Annotated in this window: 14 protein-coding genes; 8 read left to right on the top strand and 6 right to left on the bottom strand. The window is 72.8% G+C overall.

What is annotated here, in order from left to right; genetic code table 11:
• Nucleotides 1-84 precede the first annotated feature (84 nt).
• The 3 genes from ACIQAK_RS24880 to ACIQAK_RS24890 all read left to right on the top strand — a co-directional run bounded on the left by ACIQAK_RS24880 (nt 85) and on the right by ACIQAK_RS24890 (nt 4,663).
• Complete coding sequence (locus tag ACIQAK_RS24880) at nt 85-1,062, top strand: SMI1/KNR4 family protein (protein ID WP_366391868.1); 978 nt, start codon at nt 85-87, stop codon at nt 1,060-1,062.
• A gap of 5 nt (nt 1,063-1,067) precedes the next feature.
• Nucleotides 1,068-3,533, top strand: a complete 2,466-nt coding sequence (locus ACIQAK_RS24885) for an SUKH-4 family immunity protein (protein WP_401848970.1) — start codon at nt 1,068-1,070, stop codon at nt 3,531-3,533.
• Between the two features lie 230 nt (nt 3,534-3,763).
• Nucleotides 3,764-4,663: a cellulose-binding protein gene (locus ACIQAK_RS24890; protein WP_366391870.1), complete on the top strand. Its 900-nt coding sequence runs from the start codon at nt 3,764-3,766 to the stop codon at nt 4,661-4,663.
• A 45-nt stretch (nt 4,664-4,708) separates the two neighbouring features.
• Here the strand turns inward: ACIQAK_RS24890 and ACIQAK_RS24895 are convergent, their stop codons facing one another.
• From ACIQAK_RS24895 to ACIQAK_RS24910, 4 genes are all read right to left on the bottom strand, one after another.
• Nucleotides 4,709-5,095 carry a toxin-antitoxin system, toxin component, PIN family protein gene (locus ACIQAK_RS24895; RefSeq protein WP_366391871.1) on the bottom strand — a complete coding sequence of 129 codons (387 nt, stop codon included), beginning with the start codon at nt 5,093-5,095 and terminating at the stop codon, nt 4,709-4,711.
• Entirely contained in the window at nt 5,085-5,741 is a 657-nt protein-coding gene (locus ACIQAK_RS24900; protein ID WP_366391872.1) for a DUF433 domain-containing protein, read from the bottom strand. The genes ACIQAK_RS24895 and ACIQAK_RS24900 overlap by 11 nt, the downstream gene beginning before the upstream one ends.
• A gap of 70 nt (nt 5,742-5,811) precedes the next feature.
• A complete protein-coding gene (locus ACIQAK_RS24905; RefSeq protein ID WP_366391873.1) occupies nt 5,812-5,937 on the bottom strand; it encodes a DUF397 domain-containing protein in 126 nt (41 codons plus the stop codon).
• Complete coding sequence (locus ACIQAK_RS24910) at nt 5,894-6,838, bottom strand: helix-turn-helix transcriptional regulator (RefSeq protein ID WP_366391874.1); 945 nt, start codon at nt 6,836-6,838, stop codon at nt 5,894-5,896. The genes ACIQAK_RS24905 and ACIQAK_RS24910 overlap by 44 nt, the downstream gene beginning before the upstream one ends.
• A 137-nt stretch (nt 6,839-6,975) precedes the next feature.
• Between ACIQAK_RS24910 and ACIQAK_RS24915 the strand changes: the two genes are divergently transcribed.
• Nucleotides 6,976-7,503, top strand: a complete 528-nt coding sequence (locus ACIQAK_RS24915) for an ATP-binding protein (RefSeq protein WP_366391875.1) — start codon at nt 6,976-6,978, stop codon at nt 7,501-7,503.
• 30 nt (nt 7,504-7,533) lie between these two features.
• Here ACIQAK_RS24915 and ACIQAK_RS24920 read toward each other — a convergent pair whose 3' ends face one another.
• Complete coding sequence (locus tag ACIQAK_RS24920; protein ID WP_401848974.1) at nt 7,534-9,168, bottom strand: MFS transporter; 1,635 nt, start codon at nt 9,166-9,168, stop codon at nt 7,534-7,536.
• 96 nt (nt 9,169-9,264) lie between these two features.
• A complete protein-coding gene (locus ACIQAK_RS24925) occupies nt 9,265-9,888 on the bottom strand; it encodes a histidine phosphatase family protein (RefSeq protein ID WP_366391876.1) in 624 nt (207 codons plus the stop codon).
• A gap of 760 nt (nt 9,889-10,648) precedes the next feature.
• Between ACIQAK_RS24925 and ACIQAK_RS24930 the strand changes: the two genes are divergently transcribed.
• From ACIQAK_RS24930 to ACIQAK_RS24945, 4 genes are all read left to right on the top strand, one after another.
• Nucleotides 10,649-11,437: an ABC transporter ATP-binding protein gene (locus ACIQAK_RS24930; protein WP_366391877.1), complete on the top strand. Its 789-nt coding sequence runs from the start codon at nt 10,649-10,651 to the stop codon at nt 11,435-11,437.
• Nucleotides 11,434-14,019 (top strand): FtsX-like permease family protein, encoded by a 2,586-nt coding sequence (locus tag ACIQAK_RS24935; RefSeq protein ID WP_366391878.1) that lies wholly within the window; start codon nt 11,434-11,436, stop codon nt 14,017-14,019. The genes ACIQAK_RS24930 and ACIQAK_RS24935 overlap by 4 nt, the downstream gene beginning before the upstream one ends.
• Before the next feature lie 277 nt (nt 14,020-14,296).
• Nucleotides 14,297-14,617 (top strand): hypothetical protein, encoded by a 321-nt coding sequence (locus tag ACIQAK_RS24940; protein WP_366391879.1) that lies wholly within the window; start codon nt 14,297-14,299, stop codon nt 14,615-14,617.
• A 16-nt stretch (nt 14,618-14,633) separates the two neighbouring features.
• The gene (locus ACIQAK_RS24945) at nt 14,634-16,595 is read left to right on the top strand and encodes an AfsR/SARP family transcriptional regulator (RefSeq protein WP_366391880.1); all 1,962 of its coding nucleotides are present in this window, start codon (nt 14,634-14,636) and stop codon (nt 16,593-16,595) included.
• The last annotated feature ends 2 nt before the right edge of the window (nt 16,596-16,597 follow it).

Genomic DNA, 16,597 nt, shown 5'->3' on the forward strand with positions numbered 1-16,597 from the left:
TGACGGAACCGGCGGGGCGGGACCCCCTGTTGCCCCACCGCTTAGGCTGTGCGGAACCACCAGACGCAGCAGGGGGCAACCGCCATGACGACAGGTCGGCTCGGGCAGCAAGCCGCGCCACCGAACGCGGCCTACGCCGGTCAGGTCGTGCACTTCCCGGACCCGGTCCGGGCCTCCCGCCACCCCAGAGGTGTGCGTGTGGGCGAGGGCGGCCACCCGGACTTCTCGCCGTACGCGCGGGCCGCCGCGGAGATCGCCGATCCGCCGCAGGGGTTCGGTGTCGACGAGCTGCGGCTGACCGACTACGTGTCGGCGAACGCGGCGATGGCGGCGGCCGGTCATGAGCTGTGGGACACGATTCCCGCGGTGGCGACGCCGCACGGCTGGACCTGGCACCACGTGGCGGGCGGCCGGCGGATGGAGCTGGTGCCGGTCGAGGTGAAGGCGCTGCTGCGTCATCACGGCGGTCTGGCGACGACCGAGGTGGACCGGAACCGGCGGGGCACGCGGCCGTTGCAGGAGACCCGTCCGGCGCACTTCCGGCTGCCCAAGGGCGCTGTCGCGGTGAGCGAGCAGCAGATCCAGGGGGTCGAGGAGGATCTCGGCTACCGGCTGCCGGGCGCGTACCGCTCCTTCCTGAAGGCGGCGGGTGGTTCGGCCCCGGTGGGCGCGGCGCTGGACGCGGAGTTGGGGCTGCTGGTGGACCAGCCGTTCTTCACGGTGCGTGACGAGGCCGCGGTGAACGACCTGGTGTACGTGAACAAGTGTCTGCGGGACCACTTCACCAAGGACTACCTGGGCGTCGCGTTCGTCCAGGGCGGGATCCTGGCTGTGAAGGTGCGCGGGCAGGACGTCGGTTCGGTGTGGTTCTGCCCGTACGACGATGTCCGGGACCAGGACGGCTGGAGCGTGCAGGAGCGGGTGGAGCGGCTGTTGCTGCCGTGCGGTGCGGACTTCGACGCCTTCCTGCGGCGGCTGGCGGGCAAGCCACCGGAGTTGGAGACGGTGGCGAACCTGATGGTGGACGGCGGCTTCGCGCGCGCCGTCCCGGTGGAGGGGTGAGCGCGGTGGTGACTTTCGCGCAGGCGCAGGAGCGGGCGGACGAGTGGGTCAACGGTGACGTGCCCGCGTATCAGCACCGTGAGGTACGGGTCCGTGAGTTCGAGCTGGGTTTCGTGGTGTGGGCCGAGGACCGGGCGGAGGGCCCGGCCTCGGACGGGGGCCGTCAGCGGCTGGTGATCGCCCGGGACAGCGGTGAGGCGACGTTGTGGCCGGGGTTGCCGGTGGGTGAGGTGATCCGGCGGTACGAGGAGGAGTACGGGGTTGTGGCGGGTGCGCCGGCCGCCGCGCCGGAGCCGCCGCAGCGGGTGGACCTGAATCAGACGTCGTTCCTGTTGACGCCGCCGGAGTGGTTGCAGGAGGCGGCGGACAAGCTGGGGATTCCGGATCACCGGGCGGAGCGGCGGGCGGCGGCGGACGCGCCGGAGACGGCGGACGCTGCGGAGAAGGCGGACGCGGCGGACGCTGCGGAGACAGCGGAGACAGCGGAGACGGCCTACGAGCCCACCGCCAACGACGGTGTGCCGGCCGGGGCGACCCCGTGGGCGGGTACGGACACCAACACCTCCGACACGGACGACGGCGCCGTTCCGCTGCCCGCGACGGTGTTCGCCCCGCCGCTCTCGGGGGCGGACGACGAGGAGGCCCCGCCGCCGGTGGTGTCGGCGGAGGCGCCCACCGCGCTGATGTCGGGGGGCAGTGGGCTGCCGCGTACGCAGGTGGCGCCCGCGCTCAGGCCCGGCCAGGGCTCCCAGGCCGCCGGGGACATCGCGGACGCGGCCACCAGCAGGGCCGTGGTGCCGCCGCGCGGTTCGCGTGGAGGGGGTTCGACCACCCCGCCGCCGCCCGGGGCGCCCGGGGTCCTCGGGGTGCGCCCCGGTACGACGCCGCCGCCCTCGGGTCCGGGTGCGCCCGGCGCTCCGGCGGGCGGGTACATCCCGACGCAGCTCGTCTCGCAGCTCGGCGCGCCCGAGCCCGGTTCCACACCGCCGCCCGGCCCGCCCGGCGCCGCGCGGCCTCCCGCTCCCCCCGGCCCGCCCGCTCCCCCCGGTCCTCCCGGTCCGCCGCCGGGTGCCACGCCGCCTCCGGGTGGCGGGGTGCATCACGCGGCGACGATGTTCGCGGACGGGAGCAGTCTCGGGGCGGGTGTCCCGGCCCCGGGTGCGCCCCGCCCGCCGGGCCCGCCCGGGGCTCCGGGCGCTCCACTGCCCCCGGGTCCTCCCGGTGTTCCTGGCGCCCCGCGGCCTCCGGGCCCGCCCGGTCCGCCGCCGGGTGCCACGCCGCCTCCCGGTGGCGGGGTGCACCACGCCGAGACGGTGTTCGCCAACTCCGGCCCGATCCCGGTCCCCGGCCGGCCCGGCCCCCCGGCTCCCCCCGGAGCTCCGGGCCCGCCCGGAGCTCCGCAGGGCGGTGCCCCCGGTCCCGTACCGCAGGCGCACCGGCCCGGTCCGCACACCCCGCCGCCCCCGGCGTACGGCTATCCGCAGCAGCCCTCGGGTCTGCCGACCGTGGGCCCCGGGTACCAGGCGGTGCTGCGGTTCCGCGCGCCGGACGGCAGTGAGCAGCAGCTGATCCGCCGTTCGGCGCCGGGCACCCCGCACCCCGAGTGGCAGATGCTGCACGAGCTGCGGGCGATGAACGTGCCGCCGCAGCAGGTGATCGAGCTGCACACGGAGCTGGAGTCCTGCGAGCTGCCGGGCGGGTACTGCGCCCGGATGATCCGGGAGACCTGGCCGCAGGTGCGGATCACCAGCGTCGCGCCGTACGGCACCGATCACGCGAGCCGTCAGCAGGGCATGCAGCACCTGCTCACCCATCAGGGTGAGCTGCATCAGGTGGCGGACGGTCCGGCGCGGCCGGCCCCGGTGCGGGCGCCGCTGCCGCAGATGCCGCCTGCTCCGGCGCTGCCGCCGGAGGCGGTGGCCGAGGAGTTGATGCAGGCGTTCGGTCCGCAGGGGATCCTCCGGTTCGACCAGCGGGCGGTGTCCCGTCAGGGGGTGCCGGAGATCGTCGCGCGGACCCTGGTGTGGGCCGGGCTGCCCGCTGATTTCGGGCCGTTCTTCTGGGCGCAGCCTGGGCAGCCGGTGGTGCCGACGCTGGGCGAGGTGGCGGCGCGGCGGCAGGTGCGGGCGGCGCCGGACGCGGGGTCGTACCTGGTGATGGGTACGGACTTCGGGCGGGCGGTCTGTGTCCAGTACGGGACGGCGAACATCGTGGCGGTGCCGGTGGAGGCGGGCCCGGGTGGTCAGCCGACGGCACCGCAGTTCGTGAACACGGGGCTGCCGGAGTTCGTGCGGTCGATGGCGCTGCTGGGCCGGATGTGGCGGCTCCGGTTCGGGCTGACTCCGGAGCAGGCGGGGCGGTGGACCGTCGATTTCCAGGCACAGCTGGTGGCGCTGGATCCGGCGGCGCTGGCGTCGCCGGAGAGCTGGTGGTCGGTGCTGCTGGAGCAGATGTGGGACGGTCTGCTCTGATCCGTACGCACGGCTGAGATGTGTTGTACGAGGCACCCGGTCCGGGGACGGATCGGGTGCCTCGTGGCGTTCCGGGCGTGTGACGCCGGTCGCTTTCCGTCCTGAAAGCGCCTGATCGATTCCGACTTCCGGCCCCAATTGCCGCATCCTTGACGTATCGCGGGGAGACCCGTGTGCGCCCGCGTGTCCGTGTGTCCGTGTGTCCGTATGTCGTAGAGGGGCTTCAGGATATGAGTGCTGGACCGGTGTCCGCGTTCGACGTGGTCGGCGTGCGGGGGCGTGGTTACCGTCCGGAGCAGGTGGACCGCGCGGTGGCCGAACGGACGGCCGAGCGGGACACGGCGCTCGCGGAGGCGGTGCGGCTGGAGCGGCTGGCGCAGGAGCTGGCGGCGGAGGCGGCCCGGCTGGCGGAGACCGCGGCGGCGCTGCCCGAGCAGGACTACGCGGAGCTGGGGGAGCGGGCCCAGCGGATTGTGGGTCTGGCGCGGGAGCAGGCCGAGGCGCTGCGGGCGGACGCGGAGGCGGTGGGCCAGGAGCTGGCGGAGGCGGCCGACGCGGCGGGCCGGGCGGCCGGGGACGCGGCGCGGGAGGCGGCGGACGCGGTACGGGCCGCTGCCGTGGCGGCGGCGGAGGAGCGGGTCGCCGAGGCGGTCCGGGAGGCGCAGGGTGTGCTCGCCGCGGCTCGCAGGGAGGCCGAGGGGGTGCGCGGGGAGGCCGAGGAGGCCATGGCGCAGACCCGGAGCCGTACGGCGGGTGTGCTGGCCCACCAGGAGCAGGAGCACGCCGAGCGCCACAAGGCCGCCGAGGCCGAGATCGCCGCCGCCGAAGCCGAGTTGGAGGCGCGCCACGCGGAGTCGGCCGACCGGGCGGAGGCCCTGCTCGCGGAGGCGGCCCGTGGCCTCGCGGAGACCCAGGAGGCGGCCCGGCACGGCCAGGAGGACGCGGAGGCCCGAGCGGCCGAGATCCTGTCGGAGGCCCGGGTGCGCGAGGAGCGGATCGTCCGGGAGACCGAGCGTGTGCTGCGGGAGCACGACGAGGGCCGCGAGGAGGCCCAGGCGCACATGGCGCACGTCCGCAGCTCGTTGGCGGCGCTGACGGGGCGGGTGACGGCGGGGGCGGGGGAGGAGTGAGGGTTCCGCGCGGGCCGTCCGGCACCGCGCGGGGCAGGGGTCCGCTTACGGCCAGGTGCGTTCGATGCGATCGTGCCGCACGGCGTAGGCGGACGGGCCGCCCTTCTCGATCGCCTCGTGCATCGCTGTGCGGTGCGTGTCCAGCCGCTCGACCATCCGGATGCTGGAGAGCTGCTGGTTGTCGAGGTAGAAGAACACCGCAGCGTGATCCCGGACCGGCCTGATCTCGGAGTCGCGGGTCTTGATGCGACCGTCCTTGGACAACGGGACCCATGACCGGCACAGACCGTGGTCGATCCACTCCTCGTCCGCGATGAGTTGCGCGTCCTCGGGGAACACGTCTCCGATGTGGTGGACGATCCATCCGCGTGTTCGCAGCTCATCCGCCACCCGGCGTCCGAGGTTGCGGTCGAGGAAGAATTCAGGCGGCAAGCTGCACCACGGCTTCGCAGAGTGCGCCCACCTGCTCGGGGGTCATATCGAAGTCGTAGGCGATGTCCTCGACGGTCTCTCCGGCTTCCCACAGGTCCGTGATGGCCTGGACCGGGACGCGATTGGCCGCGACCACGGGCAGACCGCGACCGAACCGTGGATCGATCACCACGGGTACCGCCTCCCCGTACTGGCTAAGCTGCAAACTCGACGGGAAGTCGTCGTCCGCCTCCCATGTCAGGTAGCGGAGATACTGCGCCACGACCTCCTGGATCGGGGCCTGGCCGTCCCTGGCCCGTCGCAGGTCCCCGAGGCCGTGCTCGACGAAGATGTCCACGCCGTCGGTGGCGATGCGCTTGGAGACGAGGCCGTACGGGGTGTCGAAGGCAGCCCGTACAGCTGCCGCCGCCTCCCTGATCTCGCTCATCCGCAGGCCCAAGGTGCGCAGGGAGCGCAGCACGTGCGCTTCGGCCACGGCGATGAACGGTACGGAGGGCTGCCTCGTGCGCGTCGGCTCGACAACGTGGACGAGCGGGGCCCCCGCTGCCTTCTCGTTCAGCCAGCTCTTGAGGGTCGTGTAGGGGATCTCAAGGTACGAGGACGTCTCCGAGGGCGTCAGGAGCCCATCCGTAAATCTGTCGACCATGATCCACCTCCCGTACGGGACTCCGCATCGTTGCATACCACCATGCCAGGGCCCGGCTGCGGACACATCCTCAGGGAGCGGCGACCGCTTCGATGAAGGTGGTCCAGGCGGCAGCGGTCAGTACCAGGGCGGGGCCGGTGGGGTTCTTGCTGTCACGGACGGGGACGACGCCCGGGAATCCGTCCGCCACCTGCACGCAGTCGCCGCCCTCCTGGTTGCTGTAGCTGCTGCTGCGCCAGGCGGCGCCGGTCAGGTCGGGACGGGACGCGGCTTGCACGGTAATCGGCCTCCAGCGCGGATCGGATCAGGTCGAGCGACATCAGCGGCGGCAACGCCATCGCCCTGAGGTGATCGTAGGTCAGAACGAACCGTTCGACCTCGTCCGGTTCCTCGGTCAACTGGCCGTGGTGCGCTCCTTCCGTGTACGCCACCTCGGAGCCGTCCGGCATGACCAGCACGGTGAGGGAGCCGCCCAGCGCCCCGTGCTCGCCCTGGTCGAACGGCAGCACCTGGAGGGTGATGTCGGGCCCCTGGGCCACCCGAAGCAGCTTCTCCAACTGGCCGCGCATCACGGCCGGTCCGCCGACCGGCCGACGCAGCACGGCCTCGTCGAGGATGATCCACAACCGCGGACGGTCCGGAGTGGTGAGCCGCGTCTGGCGGCCGAGTCGGGCCGCGAGGCGTTCCTCCAGGTGTTCGGCGTCCCGCAGCGAGTGCCCCACGCTCAGCAACGCCCGCGCGTACTCGGGGGTTTGCAGCAGGCCCGGTACGGCGTGCGAGGCGTACTGACGGATCACCGCCGCGCGGGCGGAGTAGGCGATGAACGCCTGCGACCAGTCCGGAAACGCCTCCCGGTACACGTACGGCCACAGGTCGATCAGCAGGTCGTCCGCCACCAGCTCCTTGTCCAGGGCCCGGGTCAGCTCCAGCGTCGGCTTCGCTCCGGTGGCGCGCTCGATCTGGGTGATCCGGCTGCCGACCACGTGCGTGAGGGCACCTACTTCGGTCTGGGTGAGCCCGGCCGCCTCGCGGAGCTTGCGTACACGGGTGCCGAAGAGGGCGGCGATGGAGGAGTGCGGATCAAGTGCTTTGGCCACGGCGTCACTTCCGTTCCTTACGGCCTGCGAGGTAAGGCGCTGTCATCTTTCGAGGCTAGGCCGCCCGGCCGACTCTTGAGTACGGAACGTCACGGAACCCGCACGTGTGGGTGACGTGAGAGGAGTCGAGCGAGTGGATGGCCAGCATGACCGGCAAGAGGACGAGGATCGCGGCTGCGAAGACCGACGCGCAACAGGAGGACCCGCCCGCCCCGCGCGGATTCGGACTGAGCGCCAACGGGTACGGCTCGCTGTCCCGGCAGTTCCCCTCCACGCCCCGGGGTGCCCAGGAGGCACGCCACGCGGTGGTGCGGCAGTTGGGGCACTGGGGGTTCGGGCCGATGACGGACGCCTCGTGCACCGTGGCCCTGGTGGTGGCGGAGCTGGCCGCCAACGCGGTGCGCCACGGGCGGCTGCCGGGGCGGGAGTTCGCGGTGCGGGTGGATTACGAGGGTCCCGCGAGCCGGTTCCGTATCGAGGTCTCGGACGCCCGGCTCGGCCGGACGCCCGAGGAGCCGGTCCTGCCGCCGGGCGACCGGGAGTCGGGGCGTGGGCTGTTCCTGGTGGAGTGCCTGGCGACGCGGTGGGGGTGGGAGCCCCGGAATCCGGTCGGGAAGACCGTGTGGGCGGAGGTGGCGGCCGTGAGTGCGGGTGGTACGTCCTAGGTGCGGGTTCGGTGGTGCCCGGTCTCGGGGTCAGGCGTCCGGGCGGGCCTCCGCCTCGGTGATGACCGGGAAGCGGCGCGGGGCGAGGACGACGAGGGCGAGCAGGGCCAGGGCCGCTGCTCCGGCCGCGCCGAGGTAGACGTGGTCCACCGCCGCGTCGACCGCCCGGCGCAGGTGGTCCGTCGCCGCAGCCGAGAGCGCGCCCGGGTCCTCCAGGGCGCGCGCGACCGCGTCCAGGTCGTCGGGGAGGCCGGGGGCGGGGGCGTCGAGGAGGCGGGCCGCCAGCACGCTGTTCGCCACGGCGCCGAGGACGGCCGCGCCGATGCTCTGGCCGACCTGGCGGCAGAAGAGGACGGACGCCGTCGTCGTACCGCGCTCCGCCCACCCCACGGTCGACTGCGCACCCACGATCAGGGGGAGTTGGAAGAGGCCGAGGGCCGCGCCGAGCAGCAGCATGATCAGGGCCGGCTGCCAGGGTTCGCCCGGGTAGGGGAGCAGCGGGAAGGCCAGCAGGATCAGCAGGGCGGCGCTCATGCCGATGATGGCGGTGAGCCGGAAGCCGATGCGGTTGTAGACCCGGTCGGACAGGGCCGCCGAGACCGGCCAGCTCAGGGTCATCACGGAGAGCACGAAACCGGCGGCGATCGGGCCGAGGCCGAGGACCGACTGCGCGTACGTGGGGAGGAAGACGGTCGGCGCGACCATCAGCAGGCCCATCGCGCCCAGCGCCAGGTTGACCGAGGCGATGGTGCGGCGGCGCCAGACCCAGCCCGGGATGATCGGTTCGGCCGCTCGCCGTTCGATGGCGGCGGTCAGGGCGGCCAGCACCGCGCTCGCCGCGAACAGGCCGAGCGAGGGCGCCGAGAGCCAGGGCCAGGCGACCCCGCCCTGGACGAGTGCGGTGAGCAGCAGGGCGCCGGTGGCGAAGACGGCGAGGGCGCCCGCCCAGTCGATACGGGGGCGGGACTTCGGGCGGGGGCGTGCGGGTTCGTGGAGGTGGCGCACGACCAGCCAGAGGGCGATCGCGCCGACCGGGAGGTTGATGAGGAAGATCCACCGCCAGTCGGCGTACCCGGCGAGCAGCCCGCCGACGACCGGTCCCGCGACCGCCGAGGTGGCCCAGACGGTGGACAACCTGGCCTGGATGCGCGGGCGTTCCTTCAGTGGGTAGAGGTCGGCAGCGATGGTCTGGACGGTGCCCTGGAGGGCGCCGCCGCCGAGTCCCTGGATGACGCGGAAGGCGATGAGCGCGCCCATGTTCCAGGCGGCGGCGCAGAGCAGGGAGCCGATCAGGAAGAGGACGATCCCGGCGATCAGGACCGGTTTGCGGCCGAAGGTGTCGGAGAGCTTCCCGTACACCGGGAGCGTGACGGTGACGGCGAGCAGATAGCCGGAGAAGAGCCAGGAGAAGACGGTGAAGCCGCCGAGGTCGCCGACGATCTGGGGTACGGCGGTGGAGACGATGGTGCCGTCGATGGCGGCCAGGGCCATGCCGAGCATGAGGGCGGCGACGACGGGGCGGCGGCCCCGGGGGGAGGTGAGGGCGGCGGGGGCCCCTGCGCTGTCTGCCGTGCCGCCCGCGTTGTCCTCAGCTCTCGTGCCGCTCACCGGATTCCCTTCCTCAATGCCTTCCCCATGCACGTATCTCTCGGGGCACTGTCTCATCCCGGGCGGCGGGTACGGGGGTGATCCGGTGGTTCGGGGGCGTTGAGGGTCCTGCGGGGGTCTGTGGAGGCCCTGACGGTTCTCCCGTGCCGGGTTTCAGAGGTGCAGTTCGGGCGGGAAGCCGGTCCAGCGCAGGTCGGCGGGCAGGTGGCGCAGGTCGTTGGAGAGGAGGACGGAGGCGGGCCGGCCGGGTGCGTAGCGGATGACCGTCAGGGCCGCGTTGGCGTGATCGAGGCCGAGCCAGCGCCACTTGGGTGCGTGCATGGCGTCCCGGACGAGCCAGGCGATCAGGAAGTTGTGGGTGACGACCAGCTCGTGCCGGTCCTCGTCGCCGTCGACCGGGCCGGTGAACCTCTCCAGCGCCCGGCGGGCCAGGGCGGGGCCGTGCTTCCGCTCGTCGGCGGTGGTTCCTTCGAGGAAGCGGAGGTAGAAGTCCGCTGAATCCGGAGGGAGTTCGCCCTTGAGGGGGAAGTGGGGGACGTAGTCGCCGGCGAGTTCCGAGCGGTGCAGGGGGACGTTCTTCAGCTCGTCGCCGATGAGGTGCGCGGTCTGTTCCGCCCGGGGGAGCGGGCCGTGGTGGACGGCCGCGAGGGGAATGTCCTGGAGGCGGCGGCCGAGCAGGGTGGCCTGTCGGCGGCCGTTCTCCGTCAGTCCGCTCTCGTCCGGTGTCGCCTCGCCGTGCCGGACGAGGTGGAGGTAGCGGGTGGCTGTGGTGGTCATGTCCCAATCCCTTCGGGCCCGTTGGTGATCTTGTCCCTCGGTGGACGCCGGGCTCGCCGGTCCCGGTTCCCGGTACGGGGCTCGCTCGCCGGGCCGGTGCCGCGCGGTCGCCGGGCCGGTGCGGTCCGGCCGCCGGGCCGGAGTGGGGCGCCGGGTCGGGGACGGGGTGCTGGGCCGGTGCGGGCGGCCGGCCGGGGCCGGGGCCGGGGCCGGGGTCCTGCGGGCGGCCGGTCGGGGACGGGGTGCTGGGCCGGTGCGGGCGCCGGGCCGGGGACGGGGCCGGGGTCCTGCGGGCGGCCGGTCGGGGACGGGGTGCTGGGCCGGTGCGGGCGCCGGGCCGGCGCCCGGGCCGGGGACGGGGTGCCGGGCCGGAGTGGGGCGCCGGGCCGGGGACGGGGTGCTGGGCCGGTGCGGGCGCCCGGGCCGGGGTCCTGCGGGCGGACGGGATCGCTCCGGTTGGGGCGGTGGCCGCGGGGGCGGAGGACTGCCCCTGACCTGGCCTCCCCCCGAAGGACGACTCCCCCTAGGGGGCACCCCCTCATAGGGGCCAGGGCCGCTTCCTCCCGGCGGAGGACGTGGGCGGCGGGACGTTTTCCTTAACCTCTTCTTACGTCGCACGTGCGGCCCGCGGCAGGGGGGAGGGTGGGGAAAACCCCACCTCAAGACTGCGCTGGGCACCATCGCGCCGGACCGCTTCCAGAATCCAGACTCGGACTGTACTCACCGACGTCCAGTCATCGACCGACATAGGAGATAAACCGTGACAACGGCTGTAACCATTCCCAGGCACGGGGGCACTGGAGGGCGTACGGCCGTCGCGGCGCGAGCGCGGCAGGTCGTCAAGGCCTACGGCAGCGGGGAGACCCGGGTCGTCGCGCTCGACCACGTCGACGTGGACATCGCCCGCGGGCAGTTCACGGCGATCATGGGCCCGTCCGGCTCCGGCAAGTCGACGCTGATGCACTGCCTGGCGGGTCTGGACACGGTGACGTCGGGTGAGATCTTCCTCGACGAGACCGAGATCACCAAGCTCAAGGACAAGAAGCTCACCCAGCTCAGGCGCGACCGGATCGGCTTCATCTTCCAGGCGTTCAACCTGCTCCCGACGCTCAACGCGCTGGAGAACATCACGCTGCCGATGGACATCGCGGGCCGCAGGCCCGACGCCGCCTGGCTCCGTCAGGTCGTGGAGACCGTCGGCCTCGCCGAGCGTCTCAAGCACCGCCCCACCGAGCTCTCCGGCGGCCAGCAGCAGCGCGTCGCGGTCGCCAGGGCGCTCGCCGCCCGGCCGGAGATCATCTTCGGCGACGAGCCGACGGGGAACCTGGACTCCCGGGCCGGGGCCGAAGTCCTCTCCTTCCTGCGTAAGTCGGTCGACGAGCTGGGTCAGACCATCGTCATGGTCACCCATGACCCCGTCGCCGCCTCCTACGCGGACCGGGTGCTCTACCTCGCCGACGGCTCCATCGTGGACGAGATGTACAACCCGACCGCGGATCAGGTCCTCGACCGCATGAAGCACTTCGACGCACGTGGGCGGACGTCATGACTGTGTGGAAGACCTCGATGCGCAACTTCTTCGCGCACAAGGGCCGGATGGCTCTCTCCGCGGTGGCGGTGCTGCTGTCCGTGGCGTTCGTCTGCGGCACGCTCGTCTTCACCGACACGATGAACACCACCTTCGACAAGCTCTTCGCCGTGAGCTCCCCGGACGTCACGGTCAGCCCGAAGGAGGCCCAGGAGAACGACGAGCAGCCCGACAACGGCAAGCCCGCGTCCCTGCCCGCCTCGCTCGTCCAGCAGGTCGAGAAGGCCGAGGGTGTGAAGAAGGCGGAGGGTGCCGTCTTCTCCATGGCGGTCACCGTCGTCGACAGCGAGAACAAGAACATGGGCTCCGAGACCGGCGCCCCCACCATCGCGGGCAACTGGACCGAGAACGACCTGCGTTCGATGGAGATCACCTCCGGACACGCGCCCCGCGGCCCCACCGAGGTGATGGTCGACGCCGACACCGCGGAGAAGCACCAGCTGAAGATCGGTGACGAGCTGCGCACCATCGCCGTCACCGGTGACCTCAAGGCGAAGATCAGCGGCATCGCGTCCTTCACCGTCACCAACCCGGGCGCGGCCGTCGTCTACCTCGACACCGCCACCGCCCAGAAGCACCTGCTGGGCGCCCCCGACGTCTTCAACCAGGTATCGGTGACGGCCGAGAGCGGCGTCAGCGACACCCAGCTCAAGAAGAACGTGGCAGCGGCCCTCGACGGCTCCGCCGCGTACAAGCTGCAGACCCAGAAGGAGGCCACCGACGCCAACAAGGACTCCATGGGATCGTTCCTGGACGTCATGAAGTACGCGATGCTCGGCTTCGCCGGGATCGCCTTCCTCGTCGGCATCTTCCTCATCGTCAACACCTTCTCGATGCTGGTCGCCCAGCGGACCCGCGAGATCGGTCTGATGCGGGCCATCGGCTCCAGCCGTAAGCAGATCAACCGGTCCGTGCTGCTGGAGGCGGTCCTCCTCGGCATCGTCGGCTCCGTGCTCGGTGTGGCCGCCGGTGTCGGACTCGCCCTCGGGCTGATGAAGCTGATGGGCGCCATGGGCATGGAGCTGTCCACCCGGGACCTCACCGTCGCCTGGACGACCCCCGTCATCGGTCTCGCGCTCGGTGTCGTCGTCACCGTCCTCGCCGCGTACATACCCGCCCGCCGGGCCGGCAAGGTCTCCCCGATGGCCGCGCTCCGCGACGCCGGGACCCCCGCCGACGGCAGGTCCGGCTGGGTCAGGGCGGGGATCGGCCTGGTGCTCACCGGGGCAGGGGCCGCCGCCCTGTGGGCGACGACGCAGGCCGACAAGGCCACCGAGGGCTCGATGTTCCTCGCCGTCGGTGTGCTGCTGACCCTGATCGGCTTCATCGTGATCGGTCCGCTGCTGGCCGGTGTCGTCATCCGGGCCCTCAGCGTGGTCGTCCTGCGGCTCTTCGGTCCGGTCGGCCGGCTGGCCGAGCGCAACGCGCTGCGCAACCCCCGGCGTACGGGGGCGACCGGCGCCGCGCTGATGATCGGGCTCGCCCTGGTGGCCTGCCTCTCCGTCGTCGGGTCCTCCATGGTCGCCTCGGCCACCGAGGAGCTGGACCGGTCGGTCGGCGCGGACTTCATCGTCCAGGACAGCGGTGCGGGCCGGCCGATCGTGCCGCAGGCCGCCGAGGTCCTGCACGCCGTGCCCGGCCTGGAGCACATGACCGACTACACCTTCCTCCAGGCGAAGGTCACCGCCCCGAACGGCAAGACGGTCGATGAGGGCGTCGTCGCCGCCGACCCGACCTACCAGCAGGACGTCCGCCGCACCGCCCTCTCCGGCGACCTGGCGAAGGCGTACGGCAAGAACGCCATGTCCGTCGGCGAGGACTACGCCAAGAAGCACGGGGTCAAGGTCGGCGACACCCTCACCGTCGCGTTCAAGGCAGGGGAGAGCGCGAAGCTGAAGGTCGCGGCCATCACCTCCGACGACACCAACATCGACCGCGGCGCGATGTACACCAACCTCACGACGGCGACCGCGTACATCACCGCCGAAAAGTTGCCGCAGAACGTGATCATGTTCGGCAAGGCCGAGGAGGGCAAGGAGAAGGAGGCGTACGCGGCCCTCAAGAGCGCGCTCGCCGAGTATCCGGTCTACAAGGTGCAGAACCAGGCCGACTTCAAGGAGGACCTGAAGGACCAGGTCGGCCAGCTGCTGAACATCGTGTACGGCCTGCTCGCCCTTGCGATCATCGTCGCGGTGCTCGGAGTGGTGAACACCCTCGCCCTCTCCGTGGTCGAACGGACCCGGGAGATCGGCCTGATGCGGGCCATCGGTCTCTCCCGCCGTCAGCTTCGCCGCATGATCCGGCTGGAGTCCGTGGTCATCGCCCTCTTCGGCGCCCTGCTCGGACTGGGACTGGGGATGGGATGGGGCACAGCGGCGCAGAAGCTGCTGGCCCTGGAGGGCCTGGAGGTCCTGGAGATCCCGTGGCCGACGATCCTCACGGTCTTCGCCTGCTCGGCGCTGGTCGGACTGTTCGCCGCACTCGTCCCGGCCTTCCGGGCGGGCCGGATGAACGTCCTCAACGCCATCGCTACGGACGGCTGAGGCCACCACTGAACGCACGTATGACACGTATGAACAGCCGGCGTTCACCGTAGGATGACCGGCAGGTCCCGGGGCGTTCCTCCGAACGTCCCGGGACCGAACGCGTTCCCCGACAGCGCCCGCCGGTCACGGCGGGCGCTGTCAGCTTGTTGCACGGGCGGGCGTGGACGTGTGCAGCAAGCTGACACGACTGCACCTCTGCGTCCCCGTCCCGCGCTGGCATCGTCGTGCCTACCGGGACTCCCCGGCACGCATGTCACCGCCGAAAGGGGACAACGTGTACAGGACTTCGCCCCTCCCGAAGCCGCGCCGATCGCCCCGCACCGCCGCCGCTCTCGTCGCCGGAATCGCCCTCGCCGCCGTCACCCTCCTCGCCGGCCCCGCAACCGCCGCCGCCGCCCAGCGGACCGCACCGGACGCGTCCGCGTCGCACTCCGTGTCGCACTCCGTGTCGTACCCCGTGTCGCACTCCGCGTCGGCCGGTGCTCACGAGCACGTCACCCGGCTGATCTGTACGGAGCTGGCGGAGGTCATCGGCCACCTGCCGCCGGATTCCGTGCCCGCCCGGCTGTGCAAGCTGGTCAACGGCTGGGATTAGGGCCGGACCCCTCGTGATGCGGTTTCAGCTTCTGGGCCCGCTGGCCCTCGCGGACGGCCCCGATGTCGTCGTCCTCCAGCCCTCCAAACCCGTCGTCCTGCTCGCCGCGCTCCTGCTGCACGCCAACTCCACCGTCTCCGTCGAGTACTTGCAGCGCGCGGTGTGGGGTGAGGACCAGCCGGCCACCGCCAGGGCCGCCCTCCAGACCTGCGTCCTACGGCTGCGCCGGCTGTTCACCAGGCACGGGGTCACCGGTTCGTCCATCGAAGCGGTCCCCGGCGGCTACCGGATCACCGCCGGACCTCCCACCCTGGACCTCCTCGGCTTCCGCGACCAGGTGCGCCGGGCGAGCGCCCTCGTGCGGGACCCGGAGGCGGAGCTCTACACGCTCAAGGACGCCCTCTCGCTCTGGCAGGGCGCACTGCTCGCCAACGTCCGGTCCGACGTCCTGCACCGGGACGAGGTGCCCCGGCTCTCGGAGGAGCGGCTCCGCGCGGTCGAGCGGGTCTGCGACCTGTTGCTGGGGCTCGGGCGCTGCGGCGAGGCACTGGTCGACCTGTGGACCGCTACGCGCGTATATCCGGGGCACGAGCGGTTCCACGAGCAGCTCATCGAGGCCCTCTACCGCACCGGACGCCAGTCCCAGGCCCTCGCCGAGTACCGCAGGGTCAAGGGCTTCCTGCTGGACGAGCTGGGCGTGGACCCCTCGCCGTCGTTGCGGCAGCTGGAGCTGGCCATCCTGCGCGGCGAGGACCTGGGGACCGGCGGAGGGAGCGGGGCCGGTGCGGGGGTGGTCGTCGGCGCTGTCCCGCCCGCCCTGGCCCCGGGGCCGTCCTCGGGCGCGGCTCAGGCCCCGGGTCCCGCCTCGCGCGTCATCCGGGGCTCGGCGGTCCCCCTCCCGGCCGCCGCCACCGGGGCCGGACCGGTCCCCGCCGTCCCCCACTTCACCGGGCGCGAGGCGGAGGCCGCCGCCATGGCCGCCCGTCTCACCGCACCGCCGCCTCCGGGAGCCGACGCCCAACGGCCCCTCACCGTCGTGGTCTCCGGCGCCCCCGGCATCGGCAAGTCGGCCCTCGCCCAGCACGTCGCCCACCTCGTGCGGGACAGCTTCCCGGCCGGCCGGCTGCTCGTGCGGATGACCCGGGCGGACGGGCACCCCCGCACGGCTGAGGAGGTCGCCGCCGAGGTGGCCGCCGCGCTGGGGTCCGGGCGGCCGGGCGAGCGGGCCCTGCTGGTCCTGGACGACGTGGTCGACGCCGACCAGGTCCGCCCGCTGCTCGCGCCCGCCGGAGGGCTCCCCGGAGGGCGTGTCGCAGGACCCGGCGCAGGGCCCGCCGGTGAGCCGGGGCCGCCGGACCTCGCCGTCGTCGTCACCAGCCGGATGGGGCTCGGCGGCCTCATCGCCACCCACGGCGGCTGGGTGCACCGGCTCACCGCCTTCACGGAGGCGGAGTCGTACGCGCTGCTGCTCGCCGCCCTCGGCACGGAACGGGTGGAGGCCGAACCCCGGGCCGCCCGCCGGCTCGCCGCGCTCTGCGGCCACTTCCCGGCCGCCCTGCGCATCCTCACCGCCCGGCTGCTGACCCGCCCCGGGCTCCGGCTCGGCGACGCCGTCGACTGGCTGGGCGACGACCCGCTGGCCCGGCTCACCCTGACCGACTCCCCGGACCACTCGGTCAGCGGCCTCTTCGACCGTGCCCTCGGCCGCCTCGACCCCCGGCTCTCCGAGGCGTTCCTCCGTATCGGCGCCGGTCCGCCGGAGCTGCTGGACGAGCCCGGTGGCCCGGCAGGCTCCGCAGACACGGGCCGTACCGGAAGCCACCCGCCCCCGCCCGTTCCCGAAGACGTACTGGAACAGCTCGCCGACGCCGGGCTCCTGGAGGACGGGCCGCCGGGCCCGTACCGCATCCATGACCTGCTCCGCGCCCATCTGCGAAGAACCGTCCGGATCCGCAACCGCCGCACAGAGAAGGTGTGATC

Source organism: Streptomyces sp. NPDC088706, assembly GCF_044752765.1.
Classification (GTDB): Bacteria; Actinomycetota; Actinomycetes; order Streptomycetales; family Streptomycetaceae; genus Streptomyces.